Source organism: Mucilaginibacter sp. cycad4 (assembly GCF_034263275.1).
Classification (GTDB): Bacteria; Bacteroidota; Bacteroidia; order Sphingobacteriales; family Sphingobacteriaceae; genus Mucilaginibacter.
In genome coordinates, this window is record NZ_CP139559.1 from 6,472,561 (window position 1) to 6,493,109 (window position 20,549).

The 20,549-nt window shown below is 45.1% G+C and carries 15 protein-coding genes; 10 read left to right on the forward strand and 5 right to left on the reverse strand.

Going from position 1 to position 20,549, the window contains the following annotated elements:
- Positions 1-1,329, forward strand: a complete 1,329-nt coding sequence (locus SNE26_RS26825) for a vanadium-dependent haloperoxidase (protein ID WP_321556915.1) — start codon at positions 1-3, stop codon at positions 1,327-1,329.
- A gap of 471 nt (positions 1,330-1,800) precedes the next feature.
- Here SNE26_RS26825 and SNE26_RS26830 read toward each other — a convergent pair whose 3' ends face one another.
- Positions 1,801-3,630 carry an ABC transporter ATP-binding protein gene (locus SNE26_RS26830; protein ID WP_321556916.1) on the reverse strand — a complete coding sequence of 610 codons (1,830 nt, stop codon included), beginning with the start codon at positions 3,628-3,630 and terminating at the stop codon, positions 1,801-1,803.
- A 193-nt stretch (positions 3,631-3,823) separates the two neighbouring features.
- Between SNE26_RS26830 and SNE26_RS26835 the strand changes: the two genes are divergently transcribed.
- Together SNE26_RS26835 and SNE26_RS26840 are read left to right on the forward strand one after the other, a co-directional pair.
- On the forward strand, positions 3,824-5,752 hold the full coding sequence (locus SNE26_RS26835; RefSeq protein ID WP_321556917.1) for a sialate O-acetylesterase: 1,929 nt from the start codon (positions 3,824-3,826) through the stop codon (positions 5,750-5,752).
- Between the two features lie 26 nt (positions 5,753-5,778).
- Positions 5,779-7,299 carry an acetylxylan esterase gene (locus tag SNE26_RS26840; protein WP_321556918.1) on the forward strand — a complete coding sequence of 507 codons (1,521 nt, stop codon included), beginning with the start codon at positions 5,779-5,781 and terminating at the stop codon, positions 7,297-7,299.
- A 251-nt stretch (positions 7,300-7,550) separates the two neighbouring features.
- Here the strand turns inward: SNE26_RS26840 and SNE26_RS26845 are convergent, their stop codons facing one another.
- Both SNE26_RS26845 and SNE26_RS26850 read right to left on the reverse strand, forming a co-directional pair.
- Positions 7,551-8,297: an SDR family oxidoreductase gene (locus tag SNE26_RS26845; RefSeq protein WP_321556919.1), complete on the reverse strand. Its 747-nt coding sequence runs from the start codon at positions 8,295-8,297 to the stop codon at positions 7,551-7,553.
- 17 nt (positions 8,298-8,314) lie between these two features.
- Positions 8,315-9,346 (reverse strand): LacI family DNA-binding transcriptional regulator, encoded by a 1,032-nt coding sequence (locus SNE26_RS26850; RefSeq protein WP_321556920.1) that lies wholly within the window; start codon positions 9,344-9,346, stop codon positions 8,315-8,317.
- Positions 9,347-9,504: 158 nt separating this feature from the next.
- On the opposite strand from SNE26_RS26850, the gene uxuA reads away from it, so the two are divergent.
- The 5 genes from uxuA to SNE26_RS26875 all read left to right on the forward strand — a co-directional run bounded on the left by uxuA (position 9,505) and on the right by SNE26_RS26875 (position 16,799).
- Positions 9,505-10,704: a mannonate dehydratase gene (gene uxuA, locus SNE26_RS26855; protein ID WP_321556921.1), complete on the forward strand. Its 1,200-nt coding sequence runs from the start codon at positions 9,505-9,507 to the stop codon at positions 10,702-10,704.
- Between the two features lie 255 nt (positions 10,705-10,959).
- Complete coding sequence (locus SNE26_RS26860) at positions 10,960-13,140, forward strand: alpha-glucuronidase family glycosyl hydrolase (protein WP_321556922.1); 2,181 nt, start codon at positions 10,960-10,962, stop codon at positions 13,138-13,140.
- A 23-nt stretch (positions 13,141-13,163) separates the two neighbouring features.
- Complete coding sequence (locus tag SNE26_RS26865) at positions 13,164-14,276, forward strand: glycoside hydrolase family 43 protein (RefSeq protein WP_321556923.1); 1,113 nt, start codon at positions 13,164-13,166, stop codon at positions 14,274-14,276.
- A gap of 12 nt (positions 14,277-14,288) precedes the next feature.
- On the forward strand, positions 14,289-15,125 hold the full coding sequence (locus SNE26_RS26870; RefSeq protein WP_321556924.1) for an alpha/beta hydrolase-fold protein: 837 nt from the start codon (positions 14,289-14,291) through the stop codon (positions 15,123-15,125).
- A 45-nt stretch (positions 15,126-15,170) separates the two neighbouring features.
- A complete protein-coding gene (locus tag SNE26_RS26875) occupies positions 15,171-16,799 on the forward strand; it encodes a DUF5597 domain-containing protein (protein WP_321556925.1) in 1,629 nt (542 codons plus the stop codon).
- A gap of 59 nt (positions 16,800-16,858) precedes the next feature.
- Here the strand turns inward: SNE26_RS26875 and SNE26_RS26880 are convergent, their stop codons facing one another.
- A complete protein-coding gene (locus tag SNE26_RS26880; protein WP_321556926.1) occupies positions 16,859-17,293 on the reverse strand; it encodes a carboxymuconolactone decarboxylase family protein in 435 nt (144 codons plus the stop codon).
- Positions 17,294-17,379: 86 nt separating this feature from the next.
- Positions 17,380-18,843 carry a PLP-dependent aminotransferase family protein gene (locus SNE26_RS26885; RefSeq protein ID WP_321556927.1) on the reverse strand — a complete coding sequence of 488 codons (1,464 nt, stop codon included), beginning with the start codon at positions 18,841-18,843 and terminating at the stop codon, positions 17,380-17,382.
- Positions 18,844-18,919: 76 nt separating this feature from the next.
- On the opposite strand from SNE26_RS26885, the gene SNE26_RS26890 reads away from it, so the two are divergent.
- Together SNE26_RS26890 and SNE26_RS26895 are read left to right on the forward strand one after the other, a co-directional pair.
- Positions 18,920-19,567 (forward strand): NAD(P)H-dependent oxidoreductase, encoded by a 648-nt coding sequence (locus tag SNE26_RS26890; RefSeq protein ID WP_321556928.1) that lies wholly within the window; start codon positions 18,920-18,922, stop codon positions 19,565-19,567.
- On the forward strand, positions 19,564-20,469 hold the full coding sequence (locus SNE26_RS26895; RefSeq protein WP_321556929.1) for a DMT family transporter: 906 nt from the start codon (positions 19,564-19,566) through the stop codon (positions 20,467-20,469). The genes SNE26_RS26890 and SNE26_RS26895 overlap by 4 nt, the downstream gene beginning before the upstream one ends.
- Positions 20,470-20,549 lie beyond the last annotated feature (80 nt).

Genomic DNA, 20,549 nt, shown 5'->3' on the forward strand with positions numbered 1-20,549 from the left:
ATGAAAAAATTGTTGATGCTAATACCTGCCTGTGGCTTATTCGCGATGATAAGCTGCAGCCCGAAAAAGCAACCCGAATTAACCAACCAGGATGTGAGCAAGGTTGTTGGCCATATGACCAGCGTAATGATCCATGATGTTACCAACCCGCCATTGGCCGCCCGTTTTTTTGCTTATACCTGCCTTGCCGGGTACGAGGTAGTTGCCGAAAACGACAAACAGATCGGCAGTATGCGCGGGGTATTGAATCAATATCCGGATATCAAACACTCCAAACAAAATACAGGTTATAATTATCAGTTAAGCACGGTACTGGCTATGTTTGAAACATCTGCCAAACTGCTGCCCTCGGGGGCTTTGATGCTGGGGTATGAATCTTCCTTTATTGATTCGTGCAAAAATATCGGCTTCAGCAGCGAAGTTATCGACAGTTCAAAAAGCTATGCCAAAACAATCAGTAAACAAATCCTGGCTTACGCCAAGGCCGATGGCTACCGGAAAATAAACAACTATCCGCGTTATAAGCTTAAGCAAACACCAGGCAGCTGGGACCTTACGCCGCCTGCATATATGTTACCGGTTGAACCATATTTTAACACCATCCGGCCCATGATGCTTGATTCGGCCGCGCAATTTGTGCCCGATGCGCCTATCCCTTTTTCAACCGATAAAAACTCGCTTTTTTATAAGTTTTTGCAGATGAGCTACGCCAAAAGCGGCAATGCTTTAAAGCAGGAAGAAAAGGATATCGCCAATTTTTGGGATTGTAACCCTTTTGCCGTTCAAAATGACGGGCACATGCTCATCGGCCTTAAAAAAATCTCGCCGGGGGCACATTGGATGGGGATAACGGCTATTGCCTGTAAGCAGGCCAAAACCGGTTTTTCCAAAACGGTGCAGATCAATACCGCCGTAGCCATAGGCCTGCTGGATGGTTTTATTTGCTGCTGGGAAGATAAATACCGCACCAACCGCATCCGCCCCGAAACTGCCATCCGCAGGTATATAGACCCGCATTGGAAACCTCTGCTGCAAACCCCGCCATTCCCCGAGTACATCAGCGGGCATTCGGTGGTTTCAACAACGGCCGCGGTTATACTCACGCATTACCTGGGCGATAATTTTAAATATACCGATGATGTTGAAGTGAGTTATGGTATCCCGCCAAGGCATTTCAACTCGTTTACACAGGCCGCCAAAGAAGCAGCTATTTCGAGATTTTGGGGAGGCATTCATTTTATGGATGCTATTGATAATGGTATTGTGCAGGGGAACAAGGTTGGTAACCTTGTTGTTGCTAAGCTAAACGGGAAAGGAAGTAATAGATAAAGGCTCCTGGTGGTAGAGTTTTTTTGCTCTGAACCCCGAAGTTCGGTTAAAAACGAATAGGAAGATCGTCATTGCGAGTAACCATCAGAAAAATCCTGAAAAAAAATGTAATGACGTACAAGCTATACTTTAGGGATGTTGGGCGGGGGCGCGTTAGGGATAGCAGCGTAAAGCCCACAGCGCGGGTTGGGTTTGCGGGGGCAGGCAAGGCGAGGACTTGCATCCGCCAGCTGGCGGACCGGCCCGTTAGCTAACGGCAACGCCCATATCATAAAACGCATCGAAAAAATATCTTAATAATCAACAATTTACGATCACGTCATTATAATGTAAGAAGCAATCCCCTATTAGCAGAGCAGCTTTGCAAATCTCTCTGTACAGTTCGCGATTGCTTCGTGCCTCGCAATGACGTGGTGGAGATGTGTCATTTTATTTTCAAAGCCTAACGGATACTTTGCTTAAACCGCATTTTTACTGATACCCTGCCGCCTGCAAACTAAATAATTCGGCATAACGGCCGTTGTTAGCCATGAGCTCCTGGTGTGTGCCGGCCTCAAGGATCTTGCCTTTTTCTAATACGATGATCCGGTCAGCCAGTCGCGCCGTTGAAAACCGGTGTGAAATAAGCACGGCCGATTTACCCTGGGTTAAAGACGAAAAACGCTGGAAAACCTCGTATTCTGCCCGGGCATCAAGCGCAGCAGTGGGCTCGTCAAGGATCAGCACCTGCGCATCTTTCATATAGGCCCTGGCCAACGCAACTTTCTGCCATTCTCCGCCCGATAATTCAACCCCTTCGTTAAACCGTCTGCCCAGCCATTGTTCATACCCCAGCGGAAGTTTGGCGGCAAGCGCATCTGCAAGGCTCTCCCGGGCAGCTTTACGGATCAGTTCGGTATTGTCCTGTTCATCAATGTTACCCACGGCTATGTTCTGCGAAAAACTCATCTGGTAACGGATATAATCCTGGAAAATAATGCCCAGGTTTAACCTGAGATCGGTAATGTCATAATCCCTCAAATCTGCACCATCCAGCAGGATACGGCCTTCTGTTGGGTCATATAAGCGGGCCAGCAGCTTAACAAGCGTAGTTTTGCCTGCGCCGTTTTCGCCAACAAGGGCAATTTTTTCGCCGGGGTGCAGGGTAAAGTTCAGGTGCCTGTTGGCCCATGAATCGGCATTGTTATATTTAAAACCCACATCCTCAAATGTAAAGCCTTGCCTTATCGGGTTTGGAAATGGTAAAGGAGATGCCGCAGCTTTGATCTTTGGCCTGATCTCAAAAAACTCATGGAAATCATTCAGGTAGATAGCTCCCTGTGAAACTGATGTAAAGCGGTTCAGCGAATTTTCCATCAGGCTGCTCAATTGCCGGAATGAACCCGCCAGGAAGGTAAGTGTACCTACAGAAGACCTGCCGGTAACTGTTTGATAAATAATAAATCCGTATGCGGCATAGTAGCCAATACTGCCTAAAACAGAAAAGAAGGTGCCCCAGGCCGAACGCCGCACGGCCAGTTTGCTGTTATCGGCATAAAATTTATCTGATAATGTTTTGAAGCGGTTAATAATAAAATCAGCCAAACCAAAGATCTTAACTTCTTTAGCCGTTTCATCACTGGCACCCAGGTAGCGTACGTAATCCAGCTCTCTTCTTTCGGGTGTCTGGCTCCTGGTGAGTGCGTAATTTTGGCTGTTGAAATAAGATTCCCCCATAAATGAAGGAATGATCGATATGAGCAGCAACAGGATCAGCCAGGGGTTTAAAGTCAGTAAACCGGTAAGCAGGAATGTCATGGATATGAAATCCTGGATTTGGCTCATTACCTGCGACAAAAGCACGGTACGGCCAACAGTTTGCTGCCTTGCCCGCTCCAGTTTATCATAAAAAACAGAATCTTCAAATTGTTCCAGGTCCAGTGTAGCCGCATGGCGCATGATGCGCATTGAGGTGTAGTTAGCAAAAAGATCACCCAGCAAGTTGTCCATCAGGCTGATCATCCGGTTTAGGCCATCGGTTGCCACAGCGAGCAAAAATTCGATAATAACAAGTTTCCATAAGTCATGCTGGCTTCCGCCGTGGCGGTTGAGCAATACCACCTGGTCGATGATCAGCTTGCCTACATACAACAAGGCAACCGGCATGGCTGAGCGCGCTATGCGTAATAAAAAGCTTGCCGTTGTTTTACCCGGACTGCTTTGCCATACCAGCCTGAAAAATTCCGGGAGATTGCTCAATGCAGACAGGCGCTCTCTGAACGAAATCTTTTGCTCTGGTTTGATATTTCTTGTTTTAGCCATCTGCCGGTTTTGATAAATGCGATTTTAAACAAAAAAATGTTCATTACAACCGTGTTGCAGGCCTGCGGTTGCATTTATGATCATTTATTGACCAAATAAAAATTAAATAAAAAAAGATTTGTGCAATCGATTGCACAAATCTTTTTTTATTTGTTACTTAGTCAAATAAACCATCAATAAATATTTCGGAGTTATGAGGTCAGTGAAGCTATTACTTGTCGCGCTGTTCGCTTGTTTGATATTACCGTGCTATGGAATAGTGCGCCTGCCGCAATTGGTTGCGGACGGCATGGTGTTACAACGCGACGCGAAAGTAAAAATCTGGGGATGGGCCGATGCAGGTGAAAAGGTCGCCGTTAATTTTCAGCATAAAACATACCGTACAGTTACCGACCAAAGCGGTTCCTGGAAAATTGCCCTTCAGCCAATGAAAGCCGGGGGGCCATATACTATGGAAATCACCGGTAGTAACCATGTCACTATCCGCGATATTTTAATTGGCGATGTATGGTTTTGCTCGGGCCAGTCCAACATGGTTTTGCCCATGGAGCGGGTTAAGGAAAAATATCCTGATGAAATTGCAAAAGCCAATTATCCGCAGATCAGGAATTTTTTTGTAAAAACAGAAGCTGATGTAACCAAACAACATCAGGACCTGCTGCCCGGCAAATGGGCTAAAGCCGATTCTGTAACTGTTTTAGGTTTTGGCGCCGCGTCCTGGTTTTTTGCAAAGCAACTTTATCAAAAATACCATGTGCCCATAGGTATCATCAATTCAAGCGTGGGCGGTACACCTATTGAGGCCTGGATCGGCAGCGAGGGTTTAAAAAACATTCAATCATATCATAATAGGGTTGCCCAATTTAGTAGTACTGCTTTTATGGATAGCGTATTGAAAAAACACCCGCAACCTGTAGAGCAGCCTGATACAGATAAAGGCTTAAATGAGCCCCAACCATGGTATGATACCACTTATCGGCCGCATAACTGGCATCATTTCTGGCTGCCGGGCTATTGGGCCGATCAGGGTATAAAAGGCCTGAATGGGGTGGTATGGTTCAGGAAAGAAATTAACCTGCCGGCATCGGTACAGGGTAAAGCTGCTAAACTCTTTTTAGGCAGAATAGTAGATGCCGATCAAACCTATGTTAACGGCAGCAAGGTAGGGAACATTACTTATCAGTACCCCCCAAGGCGTTACGCGGTACCCGCCGGTTTATTAAGGCCGGGTAAAAATATTATTGTGGTACGTGTTATCAATACAGCGGGCAAAGGAGGTTTTGTGCCTGATAAACCATACTATCTGGCAATAGCAGGAGATACTACCGACCTTCGCGGCGATTGGCAATACAAGGTTGGGCAGGTGTTTGAACCGGTTTGGATAAAACCTGAATTTTCGGCCCAGAATGAGCCAACGGGGCTTTACAATACCATGGTAGCACCTGTTATCAATTATACCATTAAAGGGATGGTTTGGTACCAGGGCGAAAGTAATTCCAGCCGCGCATCAGAATATGGTAAATTGCTGAAAGCCCTTATTGCCGACTGGCGCAGCAGGTGGCAGGAGGGTAATATCCCTTTTATTTATGCCCAACTTCCCAACTTTAACGAGGCACAATACTTACCGACCGAAAGCAGTTGGGCCCAATTGCGCGATGGGCAGCTTAATGCCCTTGAAGTCCCCAATACAGGTATGGCAGTAACCATCGATGCCGGCGAATGGAATGATATCCACCCCCTCAATAAAAAAACTGTAGGGGAGCGGCTTGCCCGGGCTGCCGAAAATGTGGCCTATGGCGATGTAGACGTAGTACCATCCGGACCGATTTACCAATCGGCTAAAATTGAGGGGAATAAGGTTGAGATTACTTTTAAAAATACAGGTGCGGGGCTTATTGCTGGGGATAGTGAAGAACTGTCGCAATTTGCAATAGCAGGGGCCGATAAAAAGTTTGTTTGGGCAAAAGCTATTATTAAAGGAAATAAAGTGGTGGTTTGGAGCGATAAAATCCCCGCGCCGCTGCATGTTAGGTATGCCTGGGCCGATAATCCTGATGGGGCGAACCTGTATAATAAGGAGGGCTTGCCAGCATCACCTTTCCAAACCGATAAGCTGCAATAACCATAAACCAATTAAAACCAGGAGCAATGAAAAGTACTGCCTTCTTTTTTTTACTCACATGCGCTGTAGGGGCGAAAGCGCAAAATGCCGCCCCGGTAAATTTTACCGCCGATCAGGACCATCAGAACATGATGAAGCAGTTGGGCATTAAAACCTTGCGTAACGGGCCAAGCGGTGATGAATCGGCCCCCAATCATGCTAATTATGATGAGGCGCTGGCTAACCCGTACCCGGATTTACCGGATGCCCTTACGCTAAAGAATGGCAAAAAAGTCACTACTGCCGAAATGTGGTGGAAACAGCGCCGCCCCGAAATTGTGGAAGACCTGGAGCGCGAAGTTTATGGCCGCATCCCCGCTAACGTTCCCAAAGTAACCTGGGCAGTTAAGGTAACCGACAAAGAGCGGGTTGGCTTTTATCCGGTAATTGCCAAACAGCTTATCGGTCATGTTGATAATACGGCTTACCCGCTTATCAACGTAAATATTGAAATGACCTTAGTAGTTCCAGCAAATGCCAAAGGACCGGTACCTGTACTGATGATGTTTGGCCGGAGCACTTTGCCCGCGCCGGCCCAGCCTTCGCCTGCAGATGTAGAAAAGATCAACGCTGCATTGAAAGAACTTCTTTTAAAAGAGCACCCTGAGTTTAAAACCATTTTTGAGCAATATCCCGCCTATAACCCTATTGCCGAACAATCTCCTTTTGGCCCGGGCGGTTTACCGGTAATGAAGGGCGACCCGCCGACTGCCACGCAGCTGATAGCCAATGGCTGGGGTTATGTGCTGATAGACCCTTCATCGATACAGGCTGATAATGGCGAAGGTTTAACCAAAGGGATTATCGGCCTCGTAAATAAAGGCCAGCCACGTAAGCCGGAGGATTGGGGCGCTTTGCGTGCCTGGTCGTGGGGAGCGGCACGTGCATTGGATTACCTGGAAACTGAACCGGCTGTCGATACCAAACATGTAGGTATTGAAGGCGTATCCCGTTATGGAAAAGCAGCGCTGGTAACACTGGCTTTTGAGCAGCGGTTTGCCATGGGGCTGATCGGTTCGTCGGGTGAGGGAGGGGCCAAGCTGCACCGCCGAAACTTTGGAGAAGCAGTGGAAAGCCTTACCGGCGGCGGATATTATTGGATGGCCGGTAACTTTATGAAATATGGTGCATCGGATGCTGTTTTTGGTACCAAAACCGCTAAAGACCTTCCGGTAGATGCACATGAGCTGATTGCCTTATGCGCACCCAGGTTTACTTTTATTAGCTACGGTGTTCCGGAACAAGGTGATGCCAAATGGCTCGATCAGCAGGGAAGCTATATGGCAACGGTGGCGGCCGGCTCTGTATTTAAGCTGCTTGGTGCAAAAGATATTGGAGTATCAAATGATTACAAAACTGAAAAAAAGCCGCCTGTTAACACCGGCTTGCTTGATGGTGAGCTTGCCTGGCGCCAGCATGATGGCGGCCATACCGATGCACCCAATGTAAAATACTTTATTGCCTGGGCTAATAAGCTGATGCATTATGGTAAAGAAGGAGGAAAGTGATTTACCAGATTGTATAAATCCGTTGGACTCTGAAAGAGAAATGACATCTCCACGCCGTCATGCCGAACTTGTTTCGGCACCCCACAGGACAAGTAACCGGTTTGCTAAGCGTGGTTGCTTAGCAAGTGGGGTGTTGAAACAAGTTCCATTAGACTTGCATTAAAATTAATTAACAGATTATTGTTGATGATTTTAATGCAGGCTTTTCCTGTGGGGTGCCGAAATAAATTCGGCATGACCATAAGAGGATATTAAAACCCTATCGAATTACCCCCATCAACCTGTAAAATAACCCCAGTTACATATTTGGCGCTGTCGGTAGCTAAATAATAAACGGCTTCGGCTACATCTGCGGGTTCTCCTAATTTACCCATCGGGGTACGGCCCATTACCTTTTGCTTGCGGGCAGGATCATTGTCCAGCGCCTTTGCCGACATATCTGTAGCTATAAAACCAGGTGCAACGCAATTAACCCTGATCCCCTGCGGTGAAAGCTCGGTGGCCATGGCCCTTGTCATGCCTTCGATAGCAGTTTTAGATGCGGTATAGGCAATAACATACGGGATGCCATATTGTGCAGCCATTGAACTGATATTAACTATGTTCCCGCCGCCTGCTTTTAACATGGTTTTTACTACCTCGCGGCTTATAGCAAATACCGAAGTAAGATTGGTTTGGATCACCTTTGAAAACTCTTCGTCAGTTACTTCGGCAAAAGCTTTTTTGTGGTTGATGCCGGCATTATTAACCAAAATATCAGGCGCCCCAAATTCAGCCTCAATTTCCGCTATTAATTGCGGGACACCGTTTGTGTCACTCAGGTCGTATTGTTTATAACTGCAAAGCTTACCAAACTGCTGTGCTGCCGTAATCAATTTTGCTTCGTCCCTGCCGATGATGATGGTTTTGATGCCTTGTTCTATAAATTTTTTGGTGGTGGCAAGTCCAAGGCCCGAGGCTCCCCCGGTTACAATAGCAAGTTTGGTTTTTAAGTTCATGGAGATTTAAAAAAATGTTATTTTCTTCTGGATGACGATTCGCGTACTATCAATTCCGATCTGAGGATGAGGCTATGCGTTTGCTGCAGGTCCTGCCGGTTTGTTAAATGATTGATAAGCATGTTGGCGGCAACTTCGCCCATTTCATATCCTTTATAATTTACGGTAGTGAGATTGGGCTCAATCACGCACGCTGCCGGGTCATTGTTAAAACCGGCTATGGCTATTTGTTCGGGAATTTTGATGCCTGCTTTTTTCAGCACTTGTATACAGCTTACAGCACTCACATCATTAACTGTAAATATGCCATCGGGGAGGGGATCCATTTGTAAAATAATTTCGGTAGCAGCTGCAGCTTCTTTAGCACTTAGGTCGTTGATGATCACCAGTTGCTCATCAAAATCAATTTGGTGTGCTTCGAGCGCTTTTTTGTATCCGCGAAGACGCTCGGCGTAAACATTGCGCAATTGGTTGCCGGTAATATGTACTATTCTTTTGCAGCCCTGTTCAAGCAGGTGGTTGGTTACTTCGTAAGCGGCTTTGAAGTTATCAATATAGATTTGCGGATAATGTGCATGTTCAATGATCCTGTCGAAGAACAGCACCGGGATCTTGCGCTTAATAAAAGGTTCGAAATGCTCAATGCAGGTGGTATCATAAGCCAATGAAACCAGCAGCCCGTCAACCCGGTTATTCAGCATAGCCCTGGCGTTGCTGATCTCTTTCTTCATCGTCTCTAACGACTGGCTGATGATGAGGTTGTAGTTATTGTCGTTCACCACTTTTTCGATGCCTGCAATAACATCCGACATGAAACTGCTGTTGAGCCGCGGCACAATAACGCCGATGATGTTGCTGTTTTTACGGCGTAAATTGCTGGCGAATGAATTGGAGCGGTAACCCATTTCTTCGGCTGCCTTAATAATCTTCTTTTTGGTGTTTTTATTAACCCGCGGATGATCTTTGAGCGCACGGCTAACCGTAGCTGCCGAAACCTTTAATTTTTCGGCAATGTCATATATGGTTATCTCTTTTTCGCTGCCCGGCATATAATTAATTTGATTGCTTAAACGATGTTGCAGGCTTGATAATAACTGCTGCGAAATTGTTTAATGGATAAAAGTATAAAAATATTAACAAAGTATTGCGATTTATGCAATCGGTTGCATAAATTTATCGCGCTGATAGTAATCGGTTTTTAAATAATATGGTACCAGATTTAGAACAAACCTTCAGATGGTTTGGCCCCGGCGACCCGGTAACTTTAAATGCAATAAAACAAACAGGCGCAAGCGGAATAGTTACCGCGCTTCATCACGTACCCTGTGGGGATGTTTGGAGCCGGGATGAGATCAGGCAGAGGAAGGCGGTAATTGAAAGCGCAGGCTTTAACTGGGCGGTTGTGGAGAGCGTAAATATTCACGAAAGTATCAAAATTGGTAGTGCGGGGCGTGACAGGTACATCGATAATTATATCCAAACACTGCAAAACTTAGCAGACGAGGGGATTTTTACTGTGTGTTACAACTTTATGCCCGTATTGGACTGGACCCGCACGCATCTCGATCATCACTTAGCAAACGGTGCATCGGCATTGCTTTACAACGCTCCGGCTTTAGCAGCCTTTGACTTGTATATTTTAGAGCGGGAACATGCCTTTACCGAATTTACCACCGAACAACAGACAGCTGCAAAACATTACCTCGATGGGCTTAGTGATGAAGACAGAACGCTGTTAACCAATACGATATTGGCCGGCCTGCCCGGTACAGATGAGGTTTTCTCTATTGCCGAATTTAAAGAACATCTTAATAAATATAGTGAGGTAGATGCTAATGCGTTAAAGGAAAATCTGTTTTATTTTTTAAGGGCGATAATCCCATATGCCGAAAAACTGGGCATCAGAATGTGTATCCACCCTGATGATCCCCCGTTTCCTATCCTGGGGCTGCCCCGTGTAGCTTCATCCCTGGATGATTTGACTGATATTGTAAATAGTTACCCTTCAATTGCCAATGGTATCACGCTTTGTACCGGATCGTTAGGTGCCTCGGGCAAAAATGATATCCCTGAAATTATAAGCCGCCTGGGTGATAAGATCCACTTTTTACATCTGCGCAACGTTGCCCGGCAGCCGGATGGCAGCTTTTATGAAGCCGATCATTTAACAGGCAGCGTTGATATGTATGCCGTGATGAAAGCTATTATCAATGAACAGATAGCCCGTGAAAATGCAGGCCGGAGCGATATAGCTATCCCCATGCGGCCTGATCACGGACATAAACTACTTGATGACTTTAATTATAATACCTATCCGGGTTATTCGGTAATTGGCAGGTTAAAGGGCCTGGCCGAGTTGCGCGGATTGGAGATGGGGATTAAACGCATCCTGTACGACGAGCAATAGCTGTAATAAGTAAGGTAGCTTTAAAGCGGTTTTCCAGCTCTAAATAGCTACTTAGTTAAGGCGTCAATAATTAAATTCCTATTGCTAAATGTAATAAAAGTTTATATCTTGCAATCGATTGCATAAAATTAAAAATTTTATAAACCGTATTAAATGAGGCATGGCTTTAGCCTGTTTCATTCATGAATTTTTTTAACAGATCAATTGTGTTTTTATAAATCACCTTAATGGTTTATAAGCTGAATTAATAATGCCATGGCCAAATATTCAATAAAGAACATGTGTTTGTTGGCGCTGCTTTTCATGGCGGCGATAAATAAAGCTTATGCGGATAATGGTTATAAGTTATGGCTTGAATATAATAAGGTAACCAACCGGCAATTGGCCGTTGCTTACAGGCAACAGCTGCAATACATGATCTTCCCGGCACAATCAGACCAGCTTAAGGCTGCGAAGGCCGAGCTCTTAACGGGCCTTGATGGAATGCTGGCCCTAAAGCCACGAGATACTAAAAGCATAACTAATGGGCAAACTATTATAATAGGTACGCCGCAGTCACTAAAGGCTTTTTCGATAACTGCCCCCGATAGCATCGGCAGCGAGGGGTATCTTATCAAAACTGCCCTTGTCAGGCAAAAGAAATGTATCATCATAATTGCTAACACCGATGCCGGCGTTATGTATGGTGTTTTCAATTTTTTAAAGCTGATCCAAACCTATCAATCTATTAATAAACTGGATCTTTCAGATCATCCGAGGATGATGTACCGGGTACTGGATCACTGGGATAACCTGAACCGTACGGTAGAGCGGGGCTATGCGGGCTCATCCATCTGGAACTGGCACAAGCTGCCAGGAGTGGTTGATCAGCGTTATATTGATTATGCGCGGGCTAATGCCTCGATAGGGATTAATGGTTCGGTTGTAAACAATGTAAATGCCGATGCGCTGATCCTTTCGCCTCAATATTTGTTAAAAGTGCAGGCTTTGGCCAGTGTATTCAGAACATACGGCATCAGGATTTATCTGTCGGTAAAATTCAGCAGCCCGGTTGAGCTGGGGGGCTTAAAAACTGCCGATCCGCTTGATCCCGCAGTAAAAAAATGGTGGGCTGATAAGGCTGATGAAATTTACCGCTACATTCCTGATTTCGGCGGTTTTTTGGTGAAGGCTAATTCGGAGGGGCAACCCGGTCCGCAAAGCTATGGCCGTACACATGCCGACGGAGCAAATATGCTGGCCGATGCTTTGGCCCCGCATCATGGTATAGTGATGTGGCGTGCCTTTGTTTATGATAATAAAGTTCCGGACGACCGTTTTAAACAAGCCTATAACGAGTTTAAGCCTTTTGATGGCAAGTTTAAGGATAATGTGATCATCCAGGTAAAAAACGGCCCGATAGATTTTCAGCCGCGGGAACCATTTCATCCCCTGTTTGGGGCTATGCCCAATACGCCGCTGATGATGGAGTTCCAGTTAACGCAGGAATACCTTGGCTTTTCAACACACCTGGTTTATGAAGCGCCGTTATTTGCCGAATGCCTGCAATCGGATACATACACGCGTGGTAAAGGTTCAACAGTATCACGTATATTGAAAGGTGATTTTAACAAAAAACTGATAACCGGGATGGCCGGGGTGGCCAATATCGGCACTGATTTAAACTGGTGCGGCCACCCTTTTGCACAGGCCAACTGGTATGCCTTCGGCCGCATGGCCTGGAACCCGGAGCAACCACCGGCGGTAATTGCCGCCGACTGGCTCAAAATGACCTTTACCAATGACGAGAGCTTTATCTCGCCTGTAAAAAACTTCATGCTGCAATCAAGAGAAAATACGGTTAATTATATGACCCCGCTTGGCCTGCACCACATCATGGGGGTATCAACGCATTATGGCCCTGGCCCATGGGTTGATAATGCCGGTCGCCCGGATTGGAATGCCACTTATTATCATAAGGCAGATTCGGCAGGGATAGGCTTTGACCGTACCGGCACGGGCAGTAATGCGCTCTCGCAATATGCACCGCAGGTTAAAACGCGCTGGGAAAACCTGCAAACCTGCCCCGACGAATACCTGCTTTGGTTTCACCATTTAAGCTGGACTTACAAAATGCACTCGGGCAGATCATTGTGGGATGAGCTGGTTCGCCACTATTATAACGGAGCCGATTCCGTTAAGCAGATGGGGCTCACCTGGGATAAAATGCAGGGTAAGATAGACGCCGAACGTTTTTCCGAAGTGCGGCAACTGATGCAGGTTCAGTTAAACGAGGCCACAACCTGGCGCGATGCCTGTGTTTTATATTTTCAAACGTTTTCAAAAATGCCCATCGGAGCCACCTATGCAAAGCCGCGGCACCCGCTTGACTATTATAAAAAGATGAAATTTTACTACGTGCCGGGCATAGGAGGGAACAATTACATGACCAATTAATCACCACCATAAACCAAACGCCAATGAGTAAGCAATTTACCGCCGCAAAATTAATCCTCGCACTTTTTGCACCACTGTGCATTTTGAGTGCATGTGATTCATCAACAAAAAAAACAGCTGATACAGCCGATAGCGCAAAAGCAGATACAGGCAAAAAAGTAAAATACCTTTCCCAGCCGCTCATCAGTTCCATTTACACTGCTGATCCTTCGGCTCATGTATTTAACGGTAAAATTTATATCTATCCATCGCATGATATCAATGCAGGCATCCCCGAAAATGATAACGGCGACCATTTTGCCATGAAGGATTACCACATCCTGTCGATGGATAGTGTTGGCGGTAAGGTTACAGATAATGGTGTTGCGCTTGATATTAAGGATATCCCCTGGGCAGGCCGGCAGCTTTGGGCCCCTGATGCCGCTTATAAAAACGGTACCTATTACCTGTACTTCCCGGTGAAGGATAAAAAAGATGTATTCCATATCGGCGTAGCAACTTCTGCCAGTCCGGTAGGCCCGTTTAAGGCCGAGCCTGAGCCAATTGCAGGAAGCTACAGTATTGATCCGGCTGTGTTTACGGATACCGATGGCAAAACATATATGTATTTCGGGGGTATCTGGGGTGGGCAGCTTCAGCGCTGGATGACAGGAAAATATGAAGCTGACGGTTCAAAAACCGACTCAAAACAGGAAGATGCCCCGGCTATAAGCTGTAAAGTAGCTTTGCTAAAACCCGATATGAAAACCTTTGACGGCGCTGTAAAAGATGCTGTTATTTTAGATAGTGTTGGCAAACCGCTGTTAACCAAAGATCATGACCGCCGCTTTTTTGAGGGCTCATGGATGCACAAATACAACGGAAAATATTACTTCACCTATTCAACCGGTGATACGCATTTACTTTGCTATGCGATAGGCGACAGTCCGCTTGGGCCATTCACCTATAAAGGCGTGTTTATGAAACCGGTGCAGGGTTGGACAACCCATCACTCCATCATTGAAATAAAAGGTAAATGGTACATATTTTATCATGATACCCAATTATCGGGCAAAACACACCTGCGCAATGTGAAAGTAACCGAGTTACAGCATAACGCCGATGGATCTATTAAGCTGATCGATCCGTTTTTGTAAATCTCAACTGATATGAAAATCCTTAAAGCATTAACCCTGATACTGCCATTGCTTGATTTGTTGGGGGCGCGTGGTTTTGCGCAGCAGGTTAAGCCGGTTATTATCCCTAACTCCGAACACCGGCAAATGCACTCTAAACTGGCAGGTAATGATTATGATATTTATATTCATTACCCGGCTGGCTATGATACTTCTAAACAGAAATTTCCGGTATTGTACGTGGTTGATGGTGATAACGACTTTTCACCATCGCTGGAGTATTTAGGACTATTGATGGCCGAATATCATATCCCCGAACCCATATTGGTGGCTATTGGCGATGGTGGCCTGATTGGTACGCCCGGTAACAAACGCAACCGGGATTTTACACCGGTTTCAGTCCCAAATGCTGCCGAAAGCGGGGGGGCGCCGGTATTTCTTGATTTTATTGAAAAGGAATTGATCCCATCGGTAGATGCCGGATTAAAAACCGATCCCGCAAATCGTACGCTGTACGGATATTCGATGGGGGGCTTGTTTGCAACTTACACCTTGTTTACAAAGCCAACGCTGTTCAAAAATATTCTGATAGGTAGCCCTGCATTGGGCTATGGTAATGGAGCTATATTTGAAATTGAAAAGAAATATGCCTCCAAATATAAAAGCTTGCCCGTAAATGTATTTATGGAAGTGGGCGGATTGGAAACACGGGGTCAGGTTGAACCAAACAAGCGGCTGGCGGCGTTATTAGAGAACCGGCATTATGAAAACCTTGTTTTTAAGCATATTATTATTGATGATGTTACACACTTATCTGGTAAGCCGGTTACCATGCTTAAAGCTCTGGCGTGGGGGTATGCACGTAAGTAACAGATAAGGTTGTTTTTTCTTTACATCAGCGTAATCAAAAGAGTTATGAAGGCTCACATATTGATATTTGTTTTGTGCTGTTTGGTAGTCTGTATACTTAAGGCACAAAATACTATTCAAGCAATACCGCATATACAATATTACGGCGGTAGTGCCGAATTATTGGTAGATGGAGCACCGTATTTAATGACAGGAGGCGAGCTTGGAAACTCAAGCACTTCAAGCACTGCTTATATGGCCCCGATTTGGCCTAAGCTGCAAAAGATGCATCTCAACACGGTAATAGCCCCGGTTTATTGGGAACTATTGGAGCCACAAGAGGGCAAGTTTAATTTTACGCTGGTTGATGATTTGATCAAAAGTGCCCGGCTGTATCACATGAAACTGGTGCTGCTTTGGTTTGGCACCTGGAAAAATAGCATGAGCTGTTATGCGCCAGGTTGGGTTAAAACCAACGAAAAGCGTTTTCCGCGCGTAGTAAATAGTATGGGTGGTCCCGAAGAAATCATTTCACCATTCTCCAAAGATGCTTTGCAGGCAGATATTAAAGCTTTTAGCGTGTTAATGCGGCATATTAAGCAAACCGATAGTAAGTTACACACAGTACTGATGGTACAGGTTGAAAACGAGATTGGTATGTTGCCAGACGCTCGTGATCATTCAACGTTAGCCAATGAGGCTTTCAATCAGCCCGTTCCGGAAAAGCTAATTACCTGGTTAAATTCGCACAAGGAAAAGCTTGTGCCGGAAATGCAAAAGATATGGCAGGAGGGAGGATATAAAACTTCAGGTAACTGGGAATCGGTTTTTGGCAAAAGCCCGGCTACCGACGAATTGTTTATGGCTTGGTACTTTGCTGAATATGCCAACGCTGTAGCTAAAGCAGGCAAAGTCGTTTACCCGCTGCCGATGTACGTGAATGCCGCCCTTAACGCGCCGGGCAAAAAGCCGGGGCAATACCCTTCTGCAGGCCCGTTGCCGCATTTAATTGACATATGGAAAGCGGGTGCGCCCGATATTGACCTGCTGTCGCCCGATTTTTATAATCCTAATTTCAGCTACTGGAATGATCGTTACGCCCGGCCGGATAATGCATTGTTTATCCCCGAGCACCGGTTTGAGGATGGTGTAGATGCTAAAGCTTTTTATGCCATTGGGCATTATAAGGCGCTGGGTTTTTCACCTTTTTCTATTGAAACAGCTAACAAAACGGCGGGCGAACCACTTAGCCAATCGTATAATATTATTCAGCAGTTGTCGGGGGAGATCAGCAAGGCAAAGCGCAAGGGAACTATGGAGGGCGTACTGTTAAGTAAGGATGCGGATACAGTGCGGTTGCAAATGGGGGACTATATCCTGACGGTTTCGCATGATTTAACGCTGGGCTGGTCGCCAAAAGCAAAGGATGCAAACTGGCTGCTAACCGGTGGTATTATTATTGCCTTGCCCAACGATGAGTTTTATGTAGGCGGTACCGGCCTGGTGATCAGCTTTAAGCCGGTTAAAGCTGGAGTACGTGCAGGCATCTTGCAGGTAGACGAAGGCGTATTTATTAACGGAAAATGGCGGCCGGGACGCCGTTTAAATGGTGATGAAGACCACCAGGGAAGACATTTGAGGATTCCGGTGGGCGAATATGGGATCCAGCGTATTAAGCTTTATAATTATAGGTGATTTCGGGCAATACTTAAAAGTGGAAAATGCCTTTTAAACATTTTCCACCTTCTATTAAGCTACGCCGGAATCAAGTTGGTTGTAATGCCTATCCTGTTCCATGCATTGATAGTGATAATGGCTAAGATTACTTGCGCCAGGTAAGTTTTTTCCAGCACTTTGGCTGCCTGTTGATATGTTTCATCTTTTACATGGTTACTGATTAAAGTAACTTCTTCTGTCAATGCCAGTATCGCCCGTTCTTCTTCTGAAAAAAACGGTGTGTCACGCCATGCGTTAAGGGCATAAATGCGCTGTTCCGTTTCGCCTGCTTTGCGGGCTTCTTTAGTGTGCATGTCAATACAAAAAGCGCATCCATTTATTTGCGAGGCCCTGATTTTGATCAGGTCTTTATGTTTTCTTGTGAGCGGTGTACTTTCAATAAATCCTTCAAGTCCAAGGATAGCTTTGTATCCGGCGGGCTCTACTTTGTCAATTTTAATTCGTGTTTCCATTTTAAAAAATTATTTTGATACAAAGTTAGAGCGCTGATATTGGTACTAATTATACCAGCTTTGAAATAAAGGGTGGCCCAGCCATGTTAATGCAGTACCTTTTTCAGGAGCTCAAGTGCTTTGATCGTCTCATTTTCATCGAGAGAGGCAAAGCCCATTCTGATTCCGTTAACAGCATAAGATTCGTTTTTGTAAAAACTCCCGTCGTCTATCTGAAGTCTCTTCTTCGCGGCATCTTCGGCCAGTTTTACTAAATCAATCTGCTCATTAAAATTTGCCCAAACAGCAAGGCCGCCTTCGGGAACGTTGAAAGTTATATCGTTGCTGAAATCCGATTGGAGGATCTGGCAAAGCAAATTTCTGCGCTGCCTGTAAATTTTTAACGATTTTCTGAAGTACCTTTCCATCTCGCCGTTATTAAACAGTACGGCAAATGCCTCTTCCAGCACTGTGTCTCCTTGCTTGTCTATCAGCTCTCTTAACGCTGCTGCTGCGTTAACAAATGCCGAAGGCCCGGTCATAAAGCCAATGCGTAGAGCGGGAGCAAATGTTTTAGTAACAGAGCCTATATAAATTACGTTTTGATTATGGTCAATACTTGCCAGTGGCAGGTAAGGTTTGTTGTTATAATGAAAATCAAAGTCGTAATCGTCTTCTATAATAGCAAAGCGGTATTCTGTTGCAAGCTTTAACAATTTTAACCTCCGCTCCGTACTCATGGTTACCGTTGTTGGGTAGTGATGATGCGGTATGATGTATACTGCTTTGATACTTCTATATTGTAAAATCGTTTCAAGATGATCAATATCCATTCCATAAGTATCAACCGGAATCCTCACAAGGTTAGCACCTGCGTATCTGAAAGTATCATCAGCCAAAACATAATTTGAAAGACCAACGGCTACGCTATCACCGGGATTAATCAGCAGTTGGGTAGCTAAATAGATCCCCATTTGGCTACCTTTGGTGATCACTATATTTTCGACAGGAACACTCAATCCCCTGGTGTGTGAAAGGTAGCTGCAAATAGCAGTACGAAGGTTTTCCGAACCTTTGGAGCTTCCATATTTCAAATAGTTCTTTCCGTATAATCTCCTGGAAAGGCTCCGGTATTCACGCATTAACAGATCAACCGGCGTTAAGCGCACATCCGGAAAGCCGCCATCAATGGTGAGCATTTCCTTTTCGGGACCTTTAGTGATCCATGCATTTTCAAATTTATTAGTCCAGGTAAAAGCTTCATGGTGAGGGTTGTTTTTACCTGGCTCAGGAACGGCAGGCCTGGAAAGTACTGGTAACTTTGAAAGCACGAATACGCCTTTGCGCTCAACTGATTCGGCCCAACCCTGGCTAACCAGCTCTTCGTAAGCCAGTTTTACCGTGTTCCTGTTAATACCAATCAATTGTGCAAGTACGCGGGATCCCGGCAGGATATCGGCAGGCTGTAGCGTACCACTGGTAATCAATGATATAAACATATTGCACACCTGGATATGTAAGGATACGGAAGCGTTCCGGTCAACCTGGATCAATGATTTATAGGGTAACACCTGGGCTGTAGTTTTTATCTAAACTGGTATACAAATATAATCCAGGTGCCCGGTACTTTTGTATAAAATTAGTAAAATGAAAAAAGTATTGGTTATTAATGCAAGTGCAAGAACAGCTAAATCTCAAAGCAGAAAGCTGTCTGAGGCGTTTGTTAATCATTGGAAAGGCATCCATGCCAACCCCTTGATCAAGTATCGTGAATTGGGAGCTGAGGACGTGCCTCACATTAATGAAAACTGGATTGCCGCGGCTTTTAAGCCCGAGACAGAAAGATCAGAAGTGGGAAAGGACGCCTTAAAAATAAGTGATGTTTATATTTCAGAATTACTGGAGGCCGATATTATTGTACTTGCTTCGCCAATGTATAACTGGTCGGTGCCAAGTGTGCTCAAAGCTTATATAGATCAGGTTGTAAGGGTGAATAAAACATTTGAGTTTAATAAGGCCGATATGGATAATCCGTATATAGGGTTACTTCAAGATAAGACTGTATTTCTTTTGCTTTCAAGAGGGGCGCAGGGATATGAAAAGGGGGATCATAATGAACACCTCGACTTCCAGAGCACATATTTAAAAACAGTATTTAATATTATTGGGGTGAGCAATATCCATGGTGTTTCAGTTAACGGGGTATCTTACGCGCCGGAGAAACTTAAAACTACCACAGAAACATCGTATCAGGAACTAAAAGATCTGATAGATATGGAAATTGAGGTTGTATGAAAAACAGTGTGCTAAAAGGAAGCGTTTTTATTGCGCTTGGGGCCTGCAGCTATGGAATGCTGGCAACCTTTGTAAAAATGGCTTATCATGAAGGCTACAGTCTGGCAGAAGTCACCGTTTCGCAATTCGGCATGGGTTTTATCGGGTTGTTTGTTTTAAGCCTCTTCCGTAAACAGAAGCATGTGCCTGTAATAAAAACATCGGGCACAAAAGGTATATTGAAATTAATTATAGCAGGGATCTCGTTGGGTTTAACCAGTGTGTTCTTTTACCAGGCAGTTCAGTATATCCCGGTGAGTATTGGCATTGTGTTATTAATGCAAACCGTGTGGATCAGCGTGATCCTGGAGATGGCGCTGCATAAAAAGCTGCCCGGCTTGCATAAGATCATATCGGTTTTTATTATCCTGGGAGGAACGATCCTGGCCACAGATATGCTTAAACAATCAGGCAATATAAACTGGAAAGGGTTTGGCTGGGGCATGATGGCAGCTATTTCATACACGGCAAGTATGTACTCGTCAAATAACATTGAACTTGGTTTCCCCCCGTTAAAACGAAGCTTGTATATGATTATGGGGGGCTTATTTATAATTGTTTGTGTTTTTCATTCATCGTTAAATAGTGAGTTTTCATATGGGATATTTCTGCGCTGGGGCCTCCTGCTTTCCTTGTTCGGAACGATAATTCCTCCGCTGCTGTTTACAAGGGGGATGCCGCTAACGGGCATGGGGCTTGGAGCAATTATCGCATCTACCGAAATACCGGTTTCTATAATCATGGCAAGCATCCTGTTAAAAGAATCTGTAAGTTTTTTGCAGTGGGCAGGTGTTATCCTTATCCTGTTTGCGGTAGTATTAATGAATATTGGAAAAAGTAAGAAGCCGCATTTTGTACATTAAATGCAGGATATACGCTAATGGAGCCGCTAATTTGTATAACGATAAAAGCCGCTCCGTTAAATGAGGTCAGTCATAAAAGC

Bases quoted from the DNA above. Each gene is read 5' to 3' on its own strand.
- uxuA (WP_321556921.1), top strand. From the start codon at position 9,505: ATGGTACCAGATTTAGAACAAACCTTCAGATGGTTTGGCCCCGGCGAC.
- SNE26_RS26845 (WP_321556919.1), bottom strand. From the start codon at position 8,297: ATGAACTTAAAAACCAAACTTGCTATTGTAACCGGGGGAGCCTCGGGC.
- SNE26_RS26825 (WP_321556915.1), top strand. From the start codon at position 1: ATGAAAAAATTGTTGATGCTAATACCTGCCTGTGGCTTATTCGCGATG.
- SNE26_RS26830 (WP_321556916.1), bottom strand. From the start codon at position 3,630: ATGGCTAAAACAAGAAATATCAAACCAGAGCAAAAGATTTCGTTCAGA.
- SNE26_RS26865 (WP_321556923.1), top strand. From the start codon at position 13,164: ATGAGTAAGCAATTTACCGCCGCAAAATTAATCCTCGCACTTTTTGCA.
- SNE26_RS26835 (WP_321556917.1), top strand. From the start codon at position 3,824: ATGAGGTCAGTGAAGCTATTACTTGTCGCGCTGTTCGCTTGTTTGATA.
- SNE26_RS26850 (WP_321556920.1), bottom strand. From the start codon at position 9,346: ATGCCGGGCAGCGAAAAAGAGATAACCATATATGACATTGCCGAAAAA.
- SNE26_RS26870 (WP_321556924.1), top strand. From the start codon at position 14,289: ATGAAAATCCTTAAAGCATTAACCCTGATACTGCCATTGCTTGATTTG.
- SNE26_RS26890 (WP_321556928.1), top strand. From the start codon at position 18,920: ATGAAAAAAGTATTGGTTATTAATGCAAGTGCAAGAACAGCTAAATCT.
- SNE26_RS26880 (WP_321556926.1), bottom strand. From the start codon at position 17,293: ATGGAAACACGAATTAAAATTGACAAAGTAGAGCCCGCCGGATACAAA.
- SNE26_RS26840 (WP_321556918.1), top strand. From the start codon at position 5,779: ATGAAAAGTACTGCCTTCTTTTTTTTACTCACATGCGCTGTAGGGGCG.
- SNE26_RS26895 (WP_321556929.1), top strand. From the start codon at position 19,564: ATGAAAAACAGTGTGCTAAAAGGAAGCGTTTTTATTGCGCTTGGGGCC.
- SNE26_RS26875 (WP_321556925.1), top strand. From the start codon at position 15,171: ATGAAGGCTCACATATTGATATTTGTTTTGTGCTGTTTGGTAGTCTGT.
- SNE26_RS26860 (WP_321556922.1), top strand. From the start codon at position 10,960: ATGGCCAAATATTCAATAAAGAACATGTGTTTGTTGGCGCTGCTTTTC.